The organism is Geothrix sp., from assembly GCF_049292215.1.
Classification (GTDB): Bacteria; Acidobacteriota; Holophagae; order Holophagales; family Holophagaceae; genus Geothrix.
This window is the reverse complement of sequence record NZ_JBATQW010000045.1, coordinates 1-19,405: the sequence shown is the minus strand read 5'-3', so window position 1 is coordinate 19,405 and position 19,405 is coordinate 1. Positions and strand designations below refer to the sequence as shown.

At 68.4% G+C, this 19,405-nt stretch carries 20 protein-coding genes and 1 pseudogene; 13 read left to right on the top strand and 8 right to left on the bottom strand.

Going from position 1 to position 19,405, the window contains the following annotated elements:
* Window positions 1-6: 6 nt before the first annotated feature.
* The 5 genes from folP to bshC form a co-directional block, all read right to left on the bottom strand.
* The gene (gene folP, locus WAS25_RS07655; protein WP_422310927.1) at window positions 7-804 is read right to left on the bottom strand and encodes a dihydropteroate synthase; all 798 of its coding nucleotides are present in this window, start codon (window positions 802-804) and stop codon (window positions 7-9) included.
* 123 nt (window positions 805-927) lie between these two features.
* Window positions 928-2,859 carry an ATP-dependent zinc metalloprotease FtsH gene (ftsH, locus tag WAS25_RS07650; RefSeq protein WP_422310926.1) on the bottom strand — a complete coding sequence of 644 codons (1,932 nt, stop codon included), beginning with the start codon at window positions 2,857-2,859 and terminating at the stop codon, window positions 928-930.
* 44 nt (window positions 2,860-2,903) lie between these two features.
* Entirely contained in the window at window positions 2,904-3,887 is a 984-nt protein-coding gene (tilS, locus tag WAS25_RS07645; protein WP_422310925.1) for a tRNA lysidine(34) synthetase TilS, read from the bottom strand.
* The gene (gene bshB1 / locus WAS25_RS07640) at window positions 3,884-4,618 is read right to left on the bottom strand and encodes a bacillithiol biosynthesis deacetylase BshB1 (RefSeq protein ID WP_422310924.1); all 735 of its coding nucleotides are present in this window, start codon (window positions 4,616-4,618) and stop codon (window positions 3,884-3,886) included. The genes tilS and bshB1 overlap by 4 nt, the downstream gene beginning before the upstream one ends.
* Window positions 4,615-5,787: a bacillithiol biosynthesis protein BshC gene (bshC, locus tag WAS25_RS07635; protein WP_422310923.1), complete on the bottom strand. Its 1,173-nt coding sequence runs from the start codon at window positions 5,785-5,787 to the stop codon at window positions 4,615-4,617. The genes bshB1 and bshC overlap by 4 nt, the downstream gene beginning before the upstream one ends.
* A gap of 83 nt (window positions 5,788-5,870) precedes the next feature.
* Between bshC and WAS25_RS07630 the strand changes: the two genes are divergently transcribed.
* Both WAS25_RS07630 and WAS25_RS07625 read left to right on the top strand, forming a co-directional pair.
* Complete coding sequence (locus WAS25_RS07630) at window positions 5,871-6,344, top strand: hypothetical protein (RefSeq protein ID WP_422310922.1); 474 nt, start codon at window positions 5,871-5,873, stop codon at window positions 6,342-6,344.
* Between the two features lie 18 nt (window positions 6,345-6,362).
* Window positions 6,363-7,670, top strand: coding sequence for an MgtC/SapB family protein (locus tag WAS25_RS07625; protein WP_422310921.1), 1,308 nt, complete (start codon window positions 6,363-6,365; stop codon window positions 7,668-7,670).
* A 2-nt stretch (window positions 7,671-7,672) separates the two neighbouring features.
* On the opposite strand, the gene WAS25_RS07620 is transcribed toward WAS25_RS07625, so the two are convergent.
* The gene (locus WAS25_RS07620; RefSeq protein ID WP_422310920.1) at window positions 7,673-7,858 is read right to left on the bottom strand and encodes a hypothetical protein; all 186 of its coding nucleotides are present in this window, start codon (window positions 7,856-7,858) and stop codon (window positions 7,673-7,675) included.
* Window positions 7,859-7,999: 141 nt separating this feature from the next.
* Between WAS25_RS07620 and WAS25_RS07615 the strand changes: the two genes are divergently transcribed.
* The 8 genes from WAS25_RS07615 to WAS25_RS07580 are packed head-to-tail and all read left to right on the top strand — an operon-like array spanning window position 8,000 to window position 14,965.
* Window positions 8,000-9,331, top strand: a complete 1,332-nt coding sequence (locus WAS25_RS07615) for an aldehyde dehydrogenase family protein (protein ID WP_422310919.1) — start codon at window positions 8,000-8,002, stop codon at window positions 9,329-9,331.
* 20 nt (window positions 9,332-9,351) lie between these two features.
* Complete coding sequence (locus WAS25_RS07610) at window positions 9,352-9,690, top strand: hypothetical protein (RefSeq protein ID WP_422310918.1); 339 nt, start codon at window positions 9,352-9,354, stop codon at window positions 9,688-9,690.
* Window positions 9,691-9,709: 19 nt separating this feature from the next.
* A complete protein-coding gene (gene pta / locus WAS25_RS07605; RefSeq protein WP_422310917.1) occupies window positions 9,710-10,714 on the top strand; it encodes a phosphate acetyltransferase in 1,005 nt (334 codons plus the stop codon).
* Window positions 10,711-11,292 (top strand): phosphoribosylglycinamide formyltransferase, encoded by a 582-nt coding sequence (locus tag WAS25_RS07600; protein ID WP_422310916.1) that lies wholly within the window; start codon window positions 10,711-10,713, stop codon window positions 11,290-11,292. Before pta ends, WAS25_RS07600 begins: the two co-directional genes overlap by 4 nt.
* A 10-nt stretch (window positions 11,293-11,302) precedes the next feature.
* Window positions 11,303-12,697, top strand: coding sequence for an NAD(P)H-hydrate dehydratase (locus WAS25_RS07595; RefSeq protein ID WP_422310915.1), 1,395 nt, complete (start codon window positions 11,303-11,305; stop codon window positions 12,695-12,697).
* Entirely contained in the window at window positions 12,690-13,124 is a 435-nt protein-coding gene (tsaE, locus tag WAS25_RS07590) for a tRNA (adenosine(37)-N6)-threonylcarbamoyltransferase complex ATPase subunit type 1 TsaE (RefSeq protein ID WP_422310914.1), read from the top strand. The genes WAS25_RS07595 and tsaE overlap by 8 nt, the downstream gene beginning before the upstream one ends.
* A gap of 7 nt (window positions 13,125-13,131) precedes the next feature.
* A complete protein-coding gene (locus WAS25_RS07585; protein WP_422310913.1) occupies window positions 13,132-14,403 on the top strand; it encodes a DNA recombination protein RmuC in 1,272 nt (423 codons plus the stop codon).
* Window positions 14,404-14,458: 55 nt separating this feature from the next.
* Window positions 14,459-14,965: an HNH endonuclease gene (locus WAS25_RS07580; protein WP_422310912.1), complete on the top strand. Its 507-nt coding sequence runs from the start codon at window positions 14,459-14,461 to the stop codon at window positions 14,963-14,965.
* On the opposite strand, the gene WAS25_RS07575 is transcribed toward WAS25_RS07580, so the two are convergent.
* A complete protein-coding gene (locus WAS25_RS07575; protein WP_422310911.1) occupies window positions 14,966-16,246 on the bottom strand; it encodes a chorismate-binding protein in 1,281 nt (426 codons plus the stop codon).
* 157 nt (window positions 16,247-16,403) lie between these two features.
* On the opposite strand from WAS25_RS07575, the gene WAS25_RS07570 reads away from it, so the two are divergent.
* The 3 genes from WAS25_RS07570 (at window position 16,404) to WAS25_RS07560 (ending at window position 19,084) form a co-directional block, all read left to right on the top strand.
* On the top strand, window positions 16,404-17,876 hold the full coding sequence (locus WAS25_RS07570; RefSeq protein ID WP_422310910.1) for a leucyl aminopeptidase: 1,473 nt from the start codon (window positions 16,404-16,406) through the stop codon (window positions 17,874-17,876).
* 147 nt (window positions 17,877-18,023) lie between these two features.
* Entirely contained in the window at window positions 18,024-18,320 is a 297-nt protein-coding gene (locus WAS25_RS07565; RefSeq protein WP_341849994.1) for an HU family DNA-binding protein, read from the top strand.
* A gap of 26 nt (window positions 18,321-18,346) precedes the next feature.
* Window positions 18,347-19,084 carry a CsgG/HfaB family protein gene (locus tag WAS25_RS07560; protein ID WP_422310909.1) on the top strand — a complete coding sequence of 246 codons (738 nt, stop codon included), beginning with the start codon at window positions 18,347-18,349 and terminating at the stop codon, window positions 19,082-19,084.
* Between the two features lie 9 nt (window positions 19,085-19,093).
* Here the strand turns inward: WAS25_RS07560 and WAS25_RS07555 are convergent.
* Window positions 19,094-19,405 (bottom strand): annotated as a pseudogene (locus WAS25_RS07555) (hypothetical protein); the annotation flags it as partial.

Here is a 19,405-nt window from a genome sequence, read left to right as displayed (position 1 = left end):
GCAAGGTTACCCGATGGCGTGGGTTCTGAAGACCCTGTAGTCCAGCTGCCGCGCCTCGGCGTGGGCCTCGGAGGTGAGTCGGTCGCGCTGGCCTGGCGGCAGGCTCGGCGTTCCGGCGCGGGCGGCGAGGAAGCGCTTGCGCGAGATGCCAAGGCAGAAGCGCTCCAGGGGCCAGGCCAGGGCTTCCGGAAGGCGGGGCAGAGTCTGCCACAGGGCCAGGTCCTCCAGAAAGGTGGTGCCGAACCCGAAACCCGGATCGAGCAGGACGCGGTCTCGCGCTATGCCCGCGTCCAGGAGGCGGTCCCGGACAACGCACAGCTCCCGAATGGCTGCCTCGGCATCCCGGGGCGCGGGGTCGTCGTAGGGCGGCATGTGGAAGTCGGCGCCTTTCCGGCGGCTGCGCATGGCGATGAGGCCGCAGGTCCTGCTGCGGGCCAGCTCCAGCATGCTGGGATCTGAGAAGCCGGTGACGTCGTTGAGCACGGCAACGCCCGCAGACAGTCCGCGGGACGCCACGTCCGCGTGGCGTGTATCCAGGCTGAGGGGGATGGCGGGGAGCTGCTCGCCGAGGACCGCCAGCACGGGCTCCAGGCGTGCCCACTCCATGGCGGCGGAAACGGGTGCCGCACCGGGCCGGGTGCTTTCCGCGCCCAGGTCCAGCATCCCCGCTCCGGCTGCCACTAGGGCGTGGGCCTGGGCCAGGGCCGCTTCCGGCGCCAGGAAGCGACCGCCATCGCTGAAGGAGTCGGGGGTTAGATTGAGGATCCCGATGAACAGGGGCTTGGAAGTGAGCTCAGCCCACATGCGGCATCCATGGTCCAGCGAAGGAGGCCTCGCGTATCGCCGCAGGCGATACCGAGAGATTGAGGATGCCGATGAAAAGGGGACCGCCCTTCAGGAGCGGTCCCCAGTCAAACGGAAACATGGTCACGCGGGCTTGAGGGCCGGGTTGAGTCCGGGGTCCGTCGAGGGACCCTCCTCGACCGTGGCGGGCGCCGTGGGTGTGCTGCCGGCCTTGGGTGGGGGCAGGGTGCCACCCTTCATCAGGATCTCGATGTCGTTGCCGTCAAGCGTCTCGCGCACCAACAGAGCCTCGGCGATGGCCACCAGCTGTTCCCGGTGGCTCTCGATGGCGGCCTTGGCCTTGCGGTAGTTCCGCATGACGAACTCGTGGACTTCGGAATCGATCATGCGGGCCGTATCCTCCGAGATCTCGCGGTGCTGGGTGAAATCCCGGCCCAGGAAGATCTCGTGCTGGCCGCCGCCGAAGTTCAGCGGGCCCAGCTTGTCGCTCATGCCGTACTCCATGACCATGGACTTGGCCATGTCCGTCGCCTGCTGGATGTCGTTGGAAGCGCCGGTGCTGAGCTGGTTGAAGAAGATCTCCTCGGCGATGCGGCCGCCCATGGCGATGGCGATGCGGCTTTCCATGTACTCGCGGGTGGTGTTGTAGCGGTCCTTGAGGGGCAGCTGCCAGGTGACGCCCAGGGCGCGGCCCCGGGGAATGATGGTCACCTTGTGCAGCGGGTCGCTCTGGGGCACCACGGCCGCGACGACCGTGTGGCCGGCCTCATGGTAGGCGGTGATGCGCTTGTCCTCGTCGGTCATGACGAGGCTGCGGCGCTCGGTGCCCATGTAGACCTTGTCCTTCGCCTGCTCGAAGTCATGCATCTCCACCCACTTCTTGTTGCCGCGGGCGGCGGTGAGGGCGGCCTCGTTGCAGAGGTTGGCCAGGTCGGCGCCGGCGAAGCCGGGCGTGCCGCGGGCCAGGACTTCCAGATCCACATCGGGGCTGAGCGGGATCTTGTCATTGGTGTGGACTTTCAGGATCTCGAAGCGGCCCTTCACGTCGGGGCGGTCCACCACCACGCGGCGGTCGAAGCGGCCGGGGCGGAGAAGGGCAGGATCCAAAACATCGGGGCGGTTGGTGGCGGCGACGAGGATGACGCCCTCGTTGCCCTCGAAGCCGTCCATCTCGACCAGCAGCTGGTTCAGGGTCTGCTCGCGCTCGTCGTGGCCGCCGCCCAGGCCGGCGCCGCGATGGCGGCCGACGGCATCTATCTCATCGATGAACACGATGCAGGGGGCGCTCTTCTTGGCCTGCTCGAAGAGGTCGCGCACGCGGCTGGCGCCCACGCCCACGAACATCTCCACGAAGTCGGAACCGGAAATGGAGAAGAACTGCACCTTGGCCTCGCCCGCGATGGCCCGGGCCAACAAGGTCTTACCGGTGCCCGGAGGGCCCATCAGCAGCACGCCCTTGGGGATCTTGCCGCCCAGCTTGAGGAACTTGGCCGGATCCTTCAGGAACTCGACGATCTCCTTCAGCTCCTCTTTCGCCTCGTCGCAGCCTGCGACATCGGCGAAGGTGGTTCGCTTGGCGCTGCCCGAGAGGCCCTTGGCCCGGGCCTTCCCGAAGCTCATGGCCTTGTTGCCGCCCATCTGGGCCTGGCGCATGAAGACGAACCAGAGCACCACGAAGACCAGCAGCGGCGCCCAGAACATCAGCACATAGGCGAAGTTGTTCTCGCTGGGTTTGGCAGCCTTGAACTCCTCGATCTGGCCCTCGGTCTTCCAGCTGAGGATGACCTTGCCCAGGTCCTGCATGGGCGGGGCCACGGTGCGGAACTTCTCGATGATCTCGCCGGTCTTGGCGTTCTTCTCAGGCTGCTTATAGGTGCCCTCGACATCAAAACCGGAAAGGGTCACAGACTTGTACTTGCCCGCCACGCCTTCGGTGTAGAAGGTCGAGAAGGGGACTTCGATCTGCTTGCTGTTCTGGGGGATCTGGCGGAAGGCCAGAACCAAGAGGGCGATGATGCCCAACCAGACCAGCACGCTTTTCATCATGGAATTCAAAGGGTCACTCCTTGGGGCCGAAGCCCAGGTGGCCCTCCAGTTTACTAGGTCCGGGAAGGCAGCGGTCCTTGTCTTAGATGCAGATACCCTGCCAGTGGTTCAGGGTTTAGGTGGAAATTCCCCCAGGATGAGGGCTGGCGGCCCTGGGCGAGGCGCTCTCCAAGCCAGGGTGTGAGGTCCCGCAGCAGGTCGGCTTCTCTCGCCCAACCCAGGCGGCGGAAGGCGGATTCCAGGGTCCACCTCAGGTGGACCTCATCCCAGGCCTCCCGTTTGAAGGCGATGCCGCCATCCTCGATGAACCAGCGGGAGCCCTCCCAGCTGAGGATGAGGCTCCGCGCCAGCCGCTCGGCCTCCTCCGCCTGCCGATGCGTCTCAAAGAGGTGGCGGTCCAGATCGGGGGCCTCCTGTCTCAGTTCGACGAGGAGTTTCCGCCAGCGGTTGCGGGCCGTGAAGGGCTCACCGTTGCTCGCGTCCTCCCGCCAGGGGACCTTCCGCGAGGCCAGGTAGGCCCGCAGGTCCTCACGGCGGAGTTCCGCCAGCGGGGACCAGCGCAGCTCCTGACGTGGCGCCAGGGGATGCAGGCAACCGAGCCCGCCACCCCGCGCGAGCCGGATGAAGACAGTCTCGGTGTGATCGTCCAGCGTGTGCCCCGTGGCCACCGCCGCGGCACCGGCCTGCTCGGCCTCCTGGCGCAGCCAGTCCCAGCGCAGCTCCCGGGCGGCCATCTCCAGGCCGATGCCCTGATCCCGCGCGTGGGTCCTGACGCCGAGGCTCGCTTCGACCAGATCAAGGTCCAGGGCCCGGCAGAGCTGGCGGACGAAATCCGCGTCCTCCGCGGATTCCTGCCGCAGTCCGTGATCGGCATGGGCCACCGACAAGTCGAGGCCCAGGCTCTTGCGGAGCGTCCAGAGCAGGAGCAGCAGGGCCACGGAATCACCCCCGCCCGAGCAGGCCACGAGCATGCGGCCACTCACCCCATCGCCCCGGCGCTGGATCTGCGCGAGGAGGTCGGACTCGAAGCGGTTCACGCAGGCTCTTCCAGGCGGGCGAGAAGGTCGGTCAGGGCCTTGGAAACGGGCCGCTCGCACCAAAGGGCCTCGGCCCAGTCGCACATGCGCAGGGAGCCCCAGTGCATGGCGCGACCCAGGACCCCGCGCCTGAAGGCGGGATGCGCGATGCGCGTGACGGGCTGTAACGGATCCTGATCGAACTGGCTGCCGAAGGCGTCGAAGGCGGCCATGCGGCGCTCCCATACCGTGCTCACATCCACCAGCAGGTCGGGCTGGCCGGGGTTTTCGCCGCCCACCCAGGCCACGGCCTCGGGCCGGTAGGGGGAGCCGGGACAGGGGTAGTTCTTCAGGCCCGCGTAGTAGGCTGCTTCCCGGGCGAGCCGGTGGGCGCGGCGATGATCGGGATGGCGGTCCTCCGGTGCGGGCAGGATCAGGATCCGGGGCCGCAGCCTGCGGAGCTCGGTCATGAGCCGCACCCGGTTGGTCTCCTCCTCGGTGAAGCGGCCATCGGGGAGGTCCAGCACGAGCCTAGTTGCGCCGAGGGTCCGGGCCGCCTCCTTCGCTTCCATTCGGCGGGTGTCCGAGGTGCCGCGCGTGCCGAGATCCCCGCTGGTGAGATCAAGGATGGCGGCCTTCAGGCCCCGCTCCGAGGCTAGGGCCAGGATTCCACCCACGTGGACCTCCACGTCATCCGGGTGGGCTCCGATGGCCAGCAGGTCGCACCCATCGTGGGCAGAAGTGGGGCTCATGGTTCCTCCACCAGGATGACGGGCTGGGCCCCATCCATGCGCTGCAGGATGGCATCGAGCAGGGCCCTGGAACTCAGCCATGGGACGCCCGGAATCACCCGCTCCTGGGGCCGCCCGAAGGGGAAGAGAGACTGCCGGAGGAACTCGGGATCACCGCCCAGCATCCGGGCGGCCGCCTCCCGATGGAGGCGCCGGTCCAGCTTGCCGAGCCGCTCGCGGCTGCGGGCCTGCTCTCGGCGGAAGCGTTCCTGGATGGGCAGGGGCCAGGCCGGGTCCGGCCGAGTCTCCTGGGTCACACCGGTCGGGAATACGCCAGACCAGGAGCCGAGGTTCTCCCAGGCGCCCAGGCGGAGCGCATCAAGCTGGTCAGGGGCCACCCGGTATCCGGGAGGCACCACGAAGACGCTGGGACGCGGCAGGATCTTCGGCGCGGCCAGGCCCACCCGGTCCCACAAGGGCTCGCAGAGCCGCCAGTAGGCCCGCTCGGAGGGCCCCAGCACCACCGCCGCGACCGGGAGCAGCAGGGACTGCATCAGGGGGCGGATGGCGGCGCCGGGGCTCAGCCAGAGCCCCTTGGCGAGGGTCTCGCCGGACTCCAGCCGCAGTCGCCGGCCGGTGCCGGGATCCAGAGAGAACCAGGCGGCCTGGACTTGCGGATCCAGGGGCAAGGGGGCGCCCTGGGCTCTCAGGCGGTCGGCCTGCAGGATCAGCTGGGCCTGGAGATCCAGGCTGCGCCAGCGTTTCAACTCGGACTGGATGGGGTCACGGACCGCGGGATCGGTGGGGGAGAAGGGCCGGAGCCCCCGTTCCCACAGAGGCTTGCCCAGGGCCAGGGCATGTCCCCGCAGCGTGGGAATTGTCGGCTCAGGCAGCGGCCCCCAGAGCTTCGTGGCTTCGGCCTGGTGTTGCGGCGTCCACGGCAGCCAGCCGGTGGCGGTGCCAGGGCGGGTGTCGAAGCGGAATCGGTGGCGCACCAGCCGGGGGCCATCCCAGCCCACCACGGAGGCCACCTCGGCCCGGTCGTGGTCTTCGTCGGCCAGCCAGTAGACGGCCTCTGCCCCGGTGCGGCGGGCCTCGGCCAGAGCCGCCAGGGCCTTGGCGATGGACAGGGCAGGGCTCCAGCCTGCGCCGATCTGCTGGCCGGTGGCGATGACGGGCCTGGGGCTCATGGACGACCCTCGGGGGACCAGACCATTCGGGGCAGCACCCGTTGACGCTCGGTACACATGGGCCCCAGCCTACCCGATATGCGATGCTCGACGGGATGCTGAGCGTCGAACCCTGGATCCCCCCCGCCTCCCCCGATCTCGCCCTGCTTGCCATGGAGGCCGCGGATGAGGCTGGCCTGGCCTCGCTGCGCGCCTGGCCCAGCGCGAACAAGGGCGGCGTCCGTTTCGGAGAGCTGCCGCCATTCCTGTGCTGGTGCGGCAAGGTGGACGGGGCCTGGCACCTCGTCCTGCTCCAGGCCAGGGAAGTGGGAGCCCTCGTTCCCGGGGCCAGAACGGCGTCCCTGCCGCCGGGCTGGCTGGAGGCGCTCGACCTGGAGGCCCTGGCCCGGCCGCTGGCCAGGCACCCGGATTTTGCGAGGGGAGCTTCGGTTCATGTGGTTCACCTTCCCGGAACGGAGGTATTCAGGGTTCGCACCTTCGGAACACCGGCCCCAGACCTGGTGGCCGAGGTGCTGAAACGAACCAGCCACATCCAAATCTGGCACTTGGCCGATTAGCCGTGCAAAGGGGTCCCCATGCCCAGCCTGGACCTGTCCACCTTGAAAGAAGCCGCCATGGCCGTGGCCGTGGGCCTGATGATGGGGCTCGAGCGTGAACGGAGCGGCTTCGAACAAAGCCGGGAGGAGTCCGAGCCCACTCCGTCCCGGCGCGCCTCCGATCGCCTGGAAGCGCCTCACGGCGCCCTGGGAGCGCGCACCTTCGCGCTCCTCACCCTGCTGGGGTGGGTCTCGGTGAAGGTCGGCGGAGGGGGCCTGGCCATGCCCATCGCCGTCATGGCCCTCGCCGCGCTGATGATCGGTCTCTTCTACTACGAAACCAGCTCCTCGGATCGCGGGCTCACCACAGAGATCGCCGCGCTTTCCGCGCCCTTGCTGGGTATGCTCCTCACCCGGGATGCCCTCCTGGCCGTGGCGGTCTCTGTGATCGTCACCCTGCTGCTCCTGTCCAAGCCCTGGATCCGCGCTTGGGTCCCCAAACTGCAGCGGGAAGACCTGACCGCCTCCATCCAGCTGCTCATCGTCTTCGCCATCCTGCTCCCGCTGCTGCCCGAGCGGACCCTCGATCCCTGGGGCGTCCTCTCGCCCCGCCGGGTGGGCTGGATGGTGGCCCTGGTTGCAGCCGTGGATTTTCTCGGCTACGCCCTGAACCGCCTGTTGGGCGCGCGGCGGGGGGCACTGATGACAGGCCTGGTGGGGGGGCTAGTCAGCTCCACTGCGGTGACGGTCGCCATGTCCCGGCAGGCCCGGGAGGACCCATCCCTCAGGGATCCCGGCCAGGTGGCCGTGCTGCTCGCCTGCGCCTTGATGGGCATCCGGGTGACCCTCCTGGCGGGAGTGGTGGGCGGGCCGACCCTGGCCGTGCCACTGCTGCTGCCCCTGGCTGCGATGGTGCTGGTGCTGCTTGGCGCCAGTGTGTGGATTCACCGCGCCGGGGCCATGCAGGCGGCAGGGGAGGAGGTGGCGATCCAGAATCCCTTCCACCTGAAGCGGGCCACGGCCTGGGGCCTGGGGCTGGCGGCCGTCCTGCTGGCCTCTGCCGCCGCCAGGGCCTGGTTAGGCGACCGGGGTCTGCTCCTGGCCGCAGGGCTCTCGGGGCTGGCCGATGTGGATGCCATCACGTTGGCGGTCAGCAGCCAAGTCAAAGCTCTAGGCTTATCAGCACACACAGCGGTGCTGGCCATCATCCTGGCCATCGGGAGCAACACCCTGGCCAAGGCTGGATTCGCCTGGATCTCCGGCGGACGGGCCTTCGGGCAACGCCTGGCCGCGCTGCTGGGGGTTGCCCTCGCGGTGGCCCTGATCGTGGCCTGGATCCAGCCTTAGGACTATTTCCCGCGGTTGCTCATGCGGGTGTGGGTCACACCACTCTTGCCTTGCGGCTTGGTGGACGCCCGGACCGTGGGCTTGGGGCCGGCGGTCGCCTTGGGCTTCCCGGCCGAGGCCGTGGAGGCGGGCTTGTCCGCGGCCTGAACGGACTTCAGGAGGTCGGCGGGGACGAGCGGCTTGGTCATGGGGTACTCCTGCTGACAGTCTAGCCGCTTCCCACCGCGAATCCCCGTTCCACATGATTTTACGGGGTTCCTGGGAGGCCGCGTGGAACGGCGGATATGCTGAAAGGAGCCGGAGAGGCCGGCGGATCTTGATGGTGGGCCATGGTCGCAGAGGGATGGACGGAACTGGCAGAGAACGCGCTGCAGGCCTTCGGCGCGTGGAACGGTGCCTCGAGGCTCGTCCGAAGGCGGCTACTGGAAGCGTGGCTGGAGGACCTGGCGCAGGTCCGTGAACCGCTGGCCCTGGCGATGACCCGGGAGACCGGAAAACCCATCACCCTGGCTCGCGGTGAGGTGGGGCGGGCGGAGGCGACTCTGAGGGCCTCCATTGATGCCGTGGCCTCCTTCGGTGAGGAGAGCGTCCCCTACGACCTGATGGCCGGGGCGGACGACTGCCGGGCCACCTTCCGCCGTTTCCCCCTTGGTCCCGTGCTGGCCATCACGCCCTTCAACTTCCCCGTGAACCTGGCGATGCACAAGCTGGCGCCAGCGCTCGGCGTGGGCTGCAGCGTGATCTGGAAGCCCTGCCCCCAGGCGCCGACCACCTCGCGGCTGCTCTGGGAGAGCTTCGAGGCGGCGCGGGTGCGTGTGTCCGCTCCCGGGAACTTGCTGCAGTTGGCAGGTTCGGATCCAGTCCGGGCCGAGGCCCTGGCGCGGGATCCCCGCATCGCGGCCGTGAGCTTCACGGGTTCCGAGCGGGTGGGCCGCCACCTTGAGCAGGTCCTCGCCGGGAAGCGCCTCCTGCTGGAGCTGGGCGGCAACGGGGCCGTGGTCGTGGACGAGGGCGTGGCTGCCGAGGCCGTGGCGGGGCAGCTCGCGCCAGCTGCCGTGGCTGGGGCCGGGCAGAGCTGCTCCAAGGCCCAGCGGATCTACGTGCATCAGCGCCTCTGGGAAGCCTTTGTGCCCGCCTTCGTCAGTGCCGTGAAGGCCCTGCCTCTGGGTGACCCCATGGATCCCGCCACGGTGGTGGGACCGATGATCGACGAGGTCTCGGCCAGCCGGATGGATGCCAGCCTGGATCGCGCGGTCTCCGCCGGGGCCACACTCCTGCTGCGCGGTGTTCGCCAGGGCGCCCTGCTGCCCCCGGCCATCCTCACGGGCGTGCCCGAGGAGGATCCGCTGCAGGGCGAGGAGGTTTTCGCTCCGGTCACGGTGCTGACCCCTGTCGCCACCTTCGAGGAGGGTCTCGGAAAAGCCGCGGCCACGCGCTTCGGTCTGCGGGCCAGCGCCTACAGCCGGGACCAACGGCACCTCCGGTTGGCGGAATCGAGGCTCCGGGCCGGTGGTGTGCTCCTGAACCTGCCCCCGACCTTCCGACTGGACGCCTCGCCTTTCGGTGGCGTCCAGGCCAGCGGCAACGGTTTCGAGGGACCCCGCTGGGCCATGGAGGGTTTCACGGAAGGCCGCCTCATCGTCGAAGGCCCTGCGCTGTGAGCCCCCGGTGGAGTTCCGACATGCCCCAGACCATGCCCTTCCAACCCGGCGATCTCGTGGTGGTGGTGCTTCAGGCACCCCGGGAGCGGATCTGGGGTGCGCTCCTAGGGCTTGATGCGTCGGGCATCGCCATCCGGGGCCTGGACCTGACACCCTGGGAGGAGGTGCTCTCCCTGGTTCGGACCGGGGAGTCGGACCAGGTGGCCCTCGGCACCCGCTTCCTGCCCATGCACCGTGTGGAGGCGATGTATCTCGACGAGGCCAGCTCGGGTGCGCCGAGCCTGGCCGAGATCTTCCGGAACCGCACGGGCCAGGAGGCTCTCGGTTTCCTTCTTCCAGTCCAGTACCCGAGGGCCTAGGCCCTTCACGGAGGAATCCATGTCCCATGCCAACCACACCCTCTGGATGGAGCGCTTCCGCGCCCGCGCCAGGGAACTGCAGCGCCACATCGTGCTGCCGGAGGGTCGGGAGGATCGCACCCTGCAGGCCGCCCAGCTCCTGCTGGACCAGAGTCTCTGCCGTCTCACCATCCTGGGCGATCCCGCCGCCATGATGGCGCGGGGCGAGGCCCTGGGTCTCTCCCTGAAGGGCGCCACCATGGTGGAGCCCGCCACGAGTCCGCTGCTCCAGGAACTCGCCGGCGCCTACTATGAGCGCCGCAAGGCCAAGGGCATCACCGAGGCCCAGGCCCTGGAGGCCGTCCACAACCCGCTCTGGTTCGGGGCCATGCTCGTGCAGTGCGGCCACTGCGATGGCATGGTGGCCGGCGCCCTGAACACCACCGCCGAAACCGTGCGCGCCTGCCTCCAGGCCATCGGCGCGGCCAAGGGCATCAAGACTGTCTCCAGCTTCTTCCTGATGATCCACCCCGACTCCGCCTTCGGCGAGCAGGGCGCGGTGATCTTCTCCGACTGCGCCGTGGTGCCCGATCCCACACCGGAGCAGCTGGCGGACATCGCCATCGCCGCCGCCGAGAATGCCCGCAGTGTCATGGGCGTGGAGCCCCGCGTGGCCCTGCTCAGCTTCTCCACCCGCGGCTCCGCTGAGCACCCCTGCGTGGACAAGGTCCGTGCGGCCCTGGCCATCGTCAAGGAGCGCCGACCCGACCTCGCCGTGGACGGCGAACTGCAGGCCGACGCCTCCCTGCTGCCCTCCGTGGGCCAGAAGAAGGCGCCCGGCTCCAACGTGGCCGGCCGGGCCAACGTGCTGGTCTTCCCCGACCTCGATGCCGGAAACATCTCCTACAAGATCGCGGAGCGCATGGGCGGCTGCGCGGCCATCGGGCCCTTCCTCCAGGGCCTCGCGAAGCCGGCCAATGACCTCAGCCGGGGCTGCAGCGCCCAGGACATCGCCGACACCGTGGTGCTGACGGCCCTCCAGTGAAGCGGCTCGCCCTCTTCATCTCCGGCACTGGCGGCAATGCCCTGAACCTGCTCCGGGCCTGCCGCGAGGGTCGGGCGGCCGGGCTTCCGGTGCTGGGGCTGGCCTCCTCGGCCAAGGCTGATGGCCTCGCCCGGCTGGAGGCCGAAGGTTTGCCCACTGCGGTGGTGGTCCGCAAGGACTTTGAGTCCGATGAGGCCTTCTCCGAGGCCTGCTATCGGGCCGCAGAAGCGGCTGGCGCCGAGGTCATCTGCCTCTGCGGATGGCTGAAGAAGCTGACGGTGCCGACCCGCTGGGCCGGCCGCATTCTCAACATCCACCCGGGCCTCCTGCCCCGGTACGGGGGGCCGGGCATGTACGGCATGCACGTTCACCGGGCGGTCCTGGCCGCGGGGGAGGCCGAATCCGGCGCCACGGTGCACCTGGTGGACGACGAATACGACCACGGGCAGATCCTCGACCAGCTGCGGGTTCCCGTCCTGCCCGGGGACACGCCCGAGGACCTCCAGAAGCGGGTCTATGCTGCCGAGATGGAACTGTTTCCGAGAGCCCTGGCGGCATACCTCCGGGAACGGGCCTAGACTGATCGGTATGATTCCTCTCCTCACTGCCGACGAGATGCGGGCTGTTGAGCGTCAGGCCATCGAGGTCTGGGGCATCCCATCGCTGCTCCTCCAGGAGCATGCGGCCCTGGGCGCCCTGGCGCTTCTGCCTTCCGGCGAACCTCTGACTGTGCTGGCCGGCCCCGGCAACAACGGCGGCGACGCCCTAGCCCTGGCCCGCCTCGCCAGGCTACAGGGAAGGTCGGTCCGCGTCTTTTCTCCGCTCGTTGAGCCGCAGTGGCAGGGCGACGGAGCGGTCCAGGCCCGGTTATGGAAGGGCCTTGGAGGCGAGATCCAGACCCTCGCCGAACCCGCAGAGGGCATGCGCACTTGGCGCGGCTGGGTGGTCGATGGGCTCTTCGGCCTGGGCACGACCCGGCCGCTCGAGGGCCAGGTCGTGGCCTGGGTCCGGGCCCTCAACGGCAGCGGACTGCCGGTCCTGGCGCTGGACCTGCCTTCGGGGCTGGATCCCAGCGCGGCCGAACTCCCCGGCGAGGCGATCCGCGCCACGCGAACTGCCTGCTTCGGGGCCCTCAAGGTCTGCCATGGGCTGCTCCCGGCCCGGGATCATTGTGGGGACATCGCGCTCATCCCCATCCCCCTGGATCAGACGCCCGGGGCCGCCCTGCACCTGCTTGAGCGACCGGTGCTCCCCACCCGGGAATGGAACGCCCACAAGGGCAGCTTCGGCCATGTGGTGATCCGGGCGGGCAGCCTCGGCATGAGCGGCGCCGCGGTGTTGGCGGCCCTGGGCGCCCTGCGGGTGGGCGTCGGCTTGGTGACCGTGCTCACCGAGCCGGAGGTCCGGGCCGAGATCGCGGCCCAGGTGCCTGAGGCCATGGTGCGGGCCTGGCAGGGGTCGGTGCCTCAGGAGGCGGACGTCCTCCTGGTGGGTCCAGGTGGCATCAGCCAGGTGCCCGACTGGGATGGACCGCTGGTGGTGGACGCCTCAGCCCTCAAGGAGGGCGAAGGTCGGCGCTGGATGGATCGCCCAGGCACGGCCATCACCCCCCATCCGGGCGAGTTCGCCCGTCTCTTCCGCCTATCCCGTCCCCTCCTGATGGACGAGCGCCTGGCCCAGGCCCGTCAGGTGGCGTCCGGGCGCCCCGGTGTCCTGCTGCTCAAGGGGGCCCAGAGCGTCATCGCCGGCGGGGCGCGCGAGGATCTCTGGATCAACCCCACGGGCCATCCGGGCATGGCCACCGGTGGCAGCGGGGATCTGCTGGCGGGCATGGTGGCGGGCTTCCGGGCCCAGGGTCTGCCCATGCGCGAAGCAGTGGCCACCGCGGCCTGGTTCCATGGCGCGGCCGGGGATCGACTGCCTGGGGCCGGTCTGCTCCCCACGGACCTCGCGGGGCTCCTGCCGGAGCTCCTGCGTGCCTGAGCTGTTCCTGGCCGACGAGGAGGCCACGGAGGCCCTGGGTGAAGCCCTGGCCCGGCTGACGCCGCCTGGTGGAACCTGGCTACTGAAAGGGGAACTGGGCGCTGGCAAGACCACCTGGACCCGCGGCTTCCTGCGCGGTCTCGGCGGTGACCCCGACGAAGTGTCCTCCCCCACCTATGCGGTTCTGCATCGGTACGAGTGCCCGGCGGGGCGCTTGCTCCACCTGGATCTCTTCCGAACCGGGCCGGAGGGCGCCTGGTCCCTGGGGCTGGAAGAGGACCTCGGGAGCTCAGACTGGCTGGTGGTCGAGTGGGCCGGCGCCCATGGGCCCTGGCCGACGGGCTGGGTGGCCCGGCTGGAGCTCACGCCGCGGGAAGCAGGGCGGTGTGCCGAATGGACACTGCCTGACCAGCCGGCCGCGCCATGATGGAGCCATGAGCCTCGTCCTCGCCCTCACCGCCCTCACCTGTCTGCTGGCCGCCGTGGCGGTCTGGGCCAGCCTGCGTCGGCCCCCGGCGGATCCCGCCCCCTTCGATGCCTTGCGGCGCCATGCGGATGAGCTGTCCTCCCGGAACCGCAGTGAATCCCACCAGGCCCTTGTGGCCCAGATCCAGCCACTGGCAGCCGAACTGGGCGGGATCCGGACCGCCCAGGCCGAGAAGCTGGCCGAGGGCTTCCGACTGCTCGTCACGACCACCCAGGAGGCCCTGAAGTCCTCGCGGGAGGAGCAGGCCACCCAGCTGAACCAGGTGCAGCAGCAGGTGGAGAAGCGTCTGGCGGCCATCCAGACCTCGACCGAGGAACGCCTTGAGCAGATGCGGCGCACGGTGGACGAGAAGCTGCACGAGGCCCTGGAGAAGCGCCTGGGGGAGAGCTTCAACCTGGTGGCCCAGCGCCTCGAGCAGGTGCAGAAGGGGCTTGGCGAGATGCAGACCCTGGCCCAGGACGTGGGTGGGCTGAAGCGCGCGCTCACCAACGTTAAGACCCGCGGCGTGCTCGGCGAGGCCCAGCTCGGGGCGCTGCTGGAGCAGTTCCTCTCGTCCGGGCAGTATGCCGCCAACGTGAAGATTCGGCCCCGTTCGCCAGAAATCGTGGAGTTCGCGGTGAAGCTGCCGGGCCCCGAGGAGGGTGGCACGGTCTGGCTGCCCATCGACGCCAAGTTCCCCCTGGAGGACTACCAGCGGCTCATGGAGGCCTACGAACTGGGGGATCTCCCCGCCGTGGAGGCCGCCGGCAGGGCCCTGGAGGTCCGGCTGCTCGCCCAGGCCCGGGACATCCGCGACAAGTACATCTATCCCCCCAACAGCACGGATTTCGCCCTGCTCTTCCTGCCCTTCGAAGGCCTCTACGCCGAGGCCCTGCGGCGGCCGGGTCTGCTGGAGCGGATCCAGCGCGAGTGCAAGGTCACCTTCGTGGGGCCCACCACGCTGACGGCCTTCCTCAACAGCCTGCAGGTGGGATTCAAGACCCTGGCGATCAGCAAGCAGAGCGGCGAGGTCTGGAAGGTGCTCGGACAGGTGAAGACCGAATTCGGGAAATTCGGGGAATCCCTGGCCTCGGTCCAGAAAAAGCTCGACGAGGCCAGCACCAAGCTGGGAGAGGTCTCCAAAGGCAAGGAGCGCATGGAGAAGCGCCTGGCGGGCGTGGAGGCCCTCCCGGACATGGAGATCCAGGACACGCTTCCGGGGCCGTATCGGGGGGAATAATTCACTTCACAATCCCGGGTAATGCCTTAGGATTCGGGCAAACACCGGGGGGGTGATGCCGAAGGGACGGGAACGCCACGGGATCGGCGAAGTCATTGCCGTCGACCGGAACTATGTCCCCATGCAGGAAGTCAGCCGCCGCCGGGCCCTCTGCGCGGTGGTGTCCGGCCGGGCCCATGTGCTGAACCCCGCCACCTTCGAGCGCCACGGCAACCTCGAGGGGCGGCTTGAGCTGATCATCTTCCCCCATGCCCAGGCCTGCAGCGACTCCAAGCTGCTGATCGGGCGCCTGGAGCGCCGGGTCCTCCGGCGGGACCACTATCTGTGTCAGTACGAGGGCTGTGCGAGGAAGGCCACGACGGTGGATCATGTGGTGCCCCTCTGCCAGGGTGGCTCGACGACCTGGCAGAACCTGGTGGGCGCCTGCCTGTCCTGCAACCAGGTGAAGGGCGGGCGCACCCCGGAACAGGCAGGCATGGTGCTGAAGCGTCAGCCGAAGGGCCCCAGGGCCCACCTCTTCGAGCAGTTCGAGGAACTCCTGAAGCGGGCGAGCGCCGCCTGATCAGCCGGTCATCGCCCGGGTTTTCAGGTGCAGCTCGGCCCACTCGCGGGCCGGATCGCTGCGCCGGGTGATGCCACCGCCGGTCCAGTAGGTCAGGTTCTCCCCCTGGATTTGGGCGGTTCGGATCGGCAGGGCCAGGTCCAGGTCCCCCCCAGGGGAAATCCATCCGACCGCTCCGCAATAGAACCCCCTGGGACCCGCCTCGGCTTGCGCCAAATGGCCGCAGACGGCATGTTTGGGGGCGCCGGTGACGCTTCCTCCGGGCAGCATGGCCCGCAGGAGGTCCGCCAAGCCCAGGTCCGGGCGAGCCATGGCCTCCAGGGTGCTGACCAGGTGCTGGACGGTGGGGTAGGGCTCTACCGCCATGAGGCGGGTCACCTGGACTGATCCCGGAACCGCCACCCGTCCCAGGTCATTACGCACGAGGTCGAGGATCATGGTGTGCTCGGCCCGCTCCTTGGGATCGGCGAGCAGGGCCTCGGTCACCGCGCGGTCCTGGACCGGGTCACCCGTGAGCGGGGCACTCCCCTTGATGGGCTGGGAGCAGAGGCGGGCGCCTCGCCGTGACAGCAGGCGCTCCATGCTGAGGCTGAGGAGCTGGAGCCCGCCGAGATCGAGCAGGGCGCCGAAGGGCGGCCGGGCCCGCTGGAAGGCCGAAAGCGCCAGAGCCGCTGCATCCCCCGAGAACTTCCCGCTGAAGGGGACGCAGAGGTTGGCGACATAGAAGCCGCCGTCGAGGATGCGGGCTTGGATCTCCTCAACCGCGGACCTGTGCTGCGCTTCCGTCCAGTGGGATGCCAGGTTCACCGAGGACCGTCCTTCGGCAGGGGCCATGGTCGGTCGGCTCCAGCCCTGCGGGGGGGCTGTGGGCGCATCACCCCAGGACCAGAGCTCGGCCCTGCCGTCTTTAACCTGGAGTGCAACGGCTACACCCGTCCAGTGCTGGCCGAGGGCGCCGACCTCCAGGGGTTGCCGGGGGTGGCCCGCCTCGTCACAGGCCAGCTCGAAGGAGGCGGCGCCGACCCAGGGAAAGGGCTGGCGAGCCACGGTGGAGGCGAGGGCCTCCCAGGGGGAACCTGCCAGGGGCAAGCCATCGAGCTGGGTCACCCAGGCCTGCCCATCCCACCTGGAGACCAAGGTCTCGCCAGGCATGACCAGGAGGCTCTCCCCTGAGTCGCCGGTGTGCAGCCAGGCGGCGCCCTGCCGGAGCAGCCCCAGGGCGCAGTCCGGCCAGGGGCCGGGGAGTTGGAGGGGCTGGCGGTGCCGGGGGGCGAGGTCCATCGGGACATGATCCCATCGGAAACTGCAACTCGTTCAGGTGACTAGTGTTTGAAAAGCAGCTGTTAACAAATTGCTCGGCCATGACAAATAAAGAACAGAAAATGAACTTTCCTTTTTTATCGAACCGATCTAGCCTCGACTACCAGGAGGAACTCCCATGCCTTCAGTGGATATCAGCTCACAGACCGGTAAGGATTTTGCCGGTGATGCCTTGATCGTGCCTGTGTTTTCAGGGCGAGAGCGCCACCGTCTGCCGCTCGCCATCAGCAAGGTCGCCCGGCAGGTGATGGATGAGGAGGATTTCAAGGCGGACTATCTTGAAGTTGTCCCGCTCCACCATCCCAATGGTGTGAAGGAGAGCCGCTGGATGGTACTGGTGGGCCTCGGGGATGAAGAGAAGGTGACGCTCAACAAGATCCGCAAGGCCGTGGGCACCGCTGGGCGCTTCTGCCTCAAGAAGAAGTGGAAGAAGATCGGGATCCTCTCTCCGTCCACGTCCACCATCGATCATGACGCCGTGCAGGTGGCCGTGACGGAGGGTGCACTCCTCTCCAACTACGATTTCGTAACCTTCAAGGGCGGGAAGCCGGAAGCCAAACAGTTCACCTCCATCGAGGTGTTCACCAACGGCGATGACACCCGCAAAGCGCGGCGGAAGCTGCCCGCGGTCGAGGCCGGCGTGGCCGCCTGTCACCGCGTCCGCGATCTAGCCAACACGCCGGCCGGAGACCTCTACCCCGAGGTTTTCGCCGATACGGTCATGAAGCTCGCGAAGCAGCACAAGCTCCATTGTGAGGTGCTGGATGTCCCGGCCCTTGAAAAGGGTGGATTTCGGTCCATTCTGGCCGTCGGACAAGGCAGCGTCCGGCCGCCCAGGGTGGTCAAGCTGGAGTACAAGCCCAAGGAGAAACCGAAGAAGCATGTGGTCCTCGTTGGGAAGGGCGTCTGCTTCGATTCCGGTGGACTCTCCCTCAAGGACGCCTCCGGCATGGAGACCATGAAGGACGACATGACGGGTGCGGCGATCGTGCTGGCCACCCTGGTGGCCTGTGCCCAACTGGAGGTGCCGGTCCAGGTCACGGGCCTGATGGGGCTGGCGGAGAACATGCCCTCGGGCTCCAGCTACAAGCCAGGCGACGTGCTCCGCAGCCGCAGCGGCAAGACCATCGAGGTGCTCAACACGGATGCCGAGGGCCGGCTGGTGCTGGCCGACCTCCTGCACCACGCCAGTGAGCTGGGCGCGGACCATGTGGTGGACCTCGCCACGCTCACGGGCGCCGCCCTCATCGCCATGGGCGACGGGGTCTCCGCGGTGATGGGCACGGACCAGAAGCTGGTGGACCGCCTCATGGATGCGGGCGGCTCCGTCGGGGAGTATCTCTGGCAGCTGCCTCTGGTGGAGGAGTACACCGACCTGCTGAAGAGCCCCCTGGCCGATCTGAAGAACATCACCGGCATCCGCTGGGGCGGCACCATCACGGCCGGGCTCTTCCTGCGCGAGTTCGTCGGGCAGGCTTCCTGGGCCCATGTCGACCTCTCCGGCGGCTGGTCCGGCAAGGAACGGGATTACCGGACGCATGGGGGAAGTGGGGAAGGCCCCCGGTTCCTCCTCGAGTGGCTCATGGACTGAGCGACCCGGCGGTCCTCTTCAAAAGGGGGCTCCGGCCCCCTTTTTTTCAAATGGATGGAGATGTCCCCCTTGACCGCAGGGCACGGATGGGGATTTATTGAGGACTGCCCTCACGTCACCTAAGCCCCCTCACCCCTCGGAGTTCCCATGGAAGCGATGGAGACCCTCACCAAGGCCGACCTCTCCCGACACCTGATGGAGCGGCTTGAACTGGGGAAGAAGGATGCTGATCTCCTGGTGAACACCTTCCTGGAGAGCATCATCGAATCCCTGAAGACCGGTGAAGGCGTTGAGCTCCGCGGTTTCGGCAGCTTCCGCCTGCGCGACCGCCGGGCCCGCCAGGGACGGAATCCGCGCAGTGGCGAGAGCATCCAGGTGCCGCCCAAGCGCGTGGTGTACTTCAAGCTGGGCAAGGAACTGCGCAGCAAGCTCATCGACGACTGAATCACCCGTTCTCGACCGGAGTCCCCATGCGCCTTCGCAAGCTGATCCTCTCCCTCCTGGCCGTCTTCGCCATTGCCGCGCCCGTCTTCGCCCAGAAGAAGCTGTCCAAAGAAGAAAGGGCCAAGCTGCCCCGCATGGCCATCCTGGACTTCAAGGCCGCGCCGGATTGCTGGCACGGATGGCGTCACGGCGGCTGGGGCAACCAGATGGGCACCATCTCCAACCAGCTACGGGACCTCTTCACCACCGAGATCATGGACAAGGCCAACGGCAAGATCCGCCTCATCGAGCGGGAGCGCCTCCAGGACATCCGGGCCGAACTGAACTTCCAGCAGAGCGGTGAGGTGGATACCGCCACCGTCCAGAAGATCGGCAAGCTGCTCGGGGTGAAATACGTGATGACCGGCAAGGTCACCCGCTTCGCCTACAAGGAATCCGGCTTCAGTTCCGGCTGGGGCGTGGGCGCCTTGGTGGGCAAGGTGACGGGGAACAGCACCGCCGGCCACGTGGCGGGAAGCGTGAACGTGAAGAAGGCCTCCTTCACGGGGCGCCTGGACATCCGCCTCATCGAAGTGGAGACCGGCGAAATCCTCTTCGCCAAGGGTGATGACGGCAAGGTGGACGACACCAGCGTGAAGGTTGCCGGGACCGGCGCCGAGGTCTCCTACGATGAGGAACTGGTGAACAAGGTCTTCGAGCCCATCGTCCAGCGCCTCGCGCCCAAGCTCATCCGCGCCACTGGTCAGGCCCACGAAGAGGAGTAGGTCCGCCTCTCAGCGGACGGGAAGGGGCCTTTCGGGGCCCCTTCCCTTGTCCACGGGGAACCATTCGTCGACGGCCGACTGGATCGAGCTTGTGTAGGCCGACCCCATGGCCTCGGCGCAGTGGAGGTGCCAAGTGGACACCTCGATCACCCGGCTGTGCTGGAACCGGGCGGCCAGGGCCCGCTGGATCTCCGGCGGCGCGAGCCGGTCCTGGGTCGCCAGGAAGCAGAGGCTGGGAGTCGCCAGCCGCAGGCCGTTCGTGCGGAGGAGCAGGTCGGTGTCCGCGGGCGCGTAGCCGCCCATGCGACCCGCGGCCAAGGC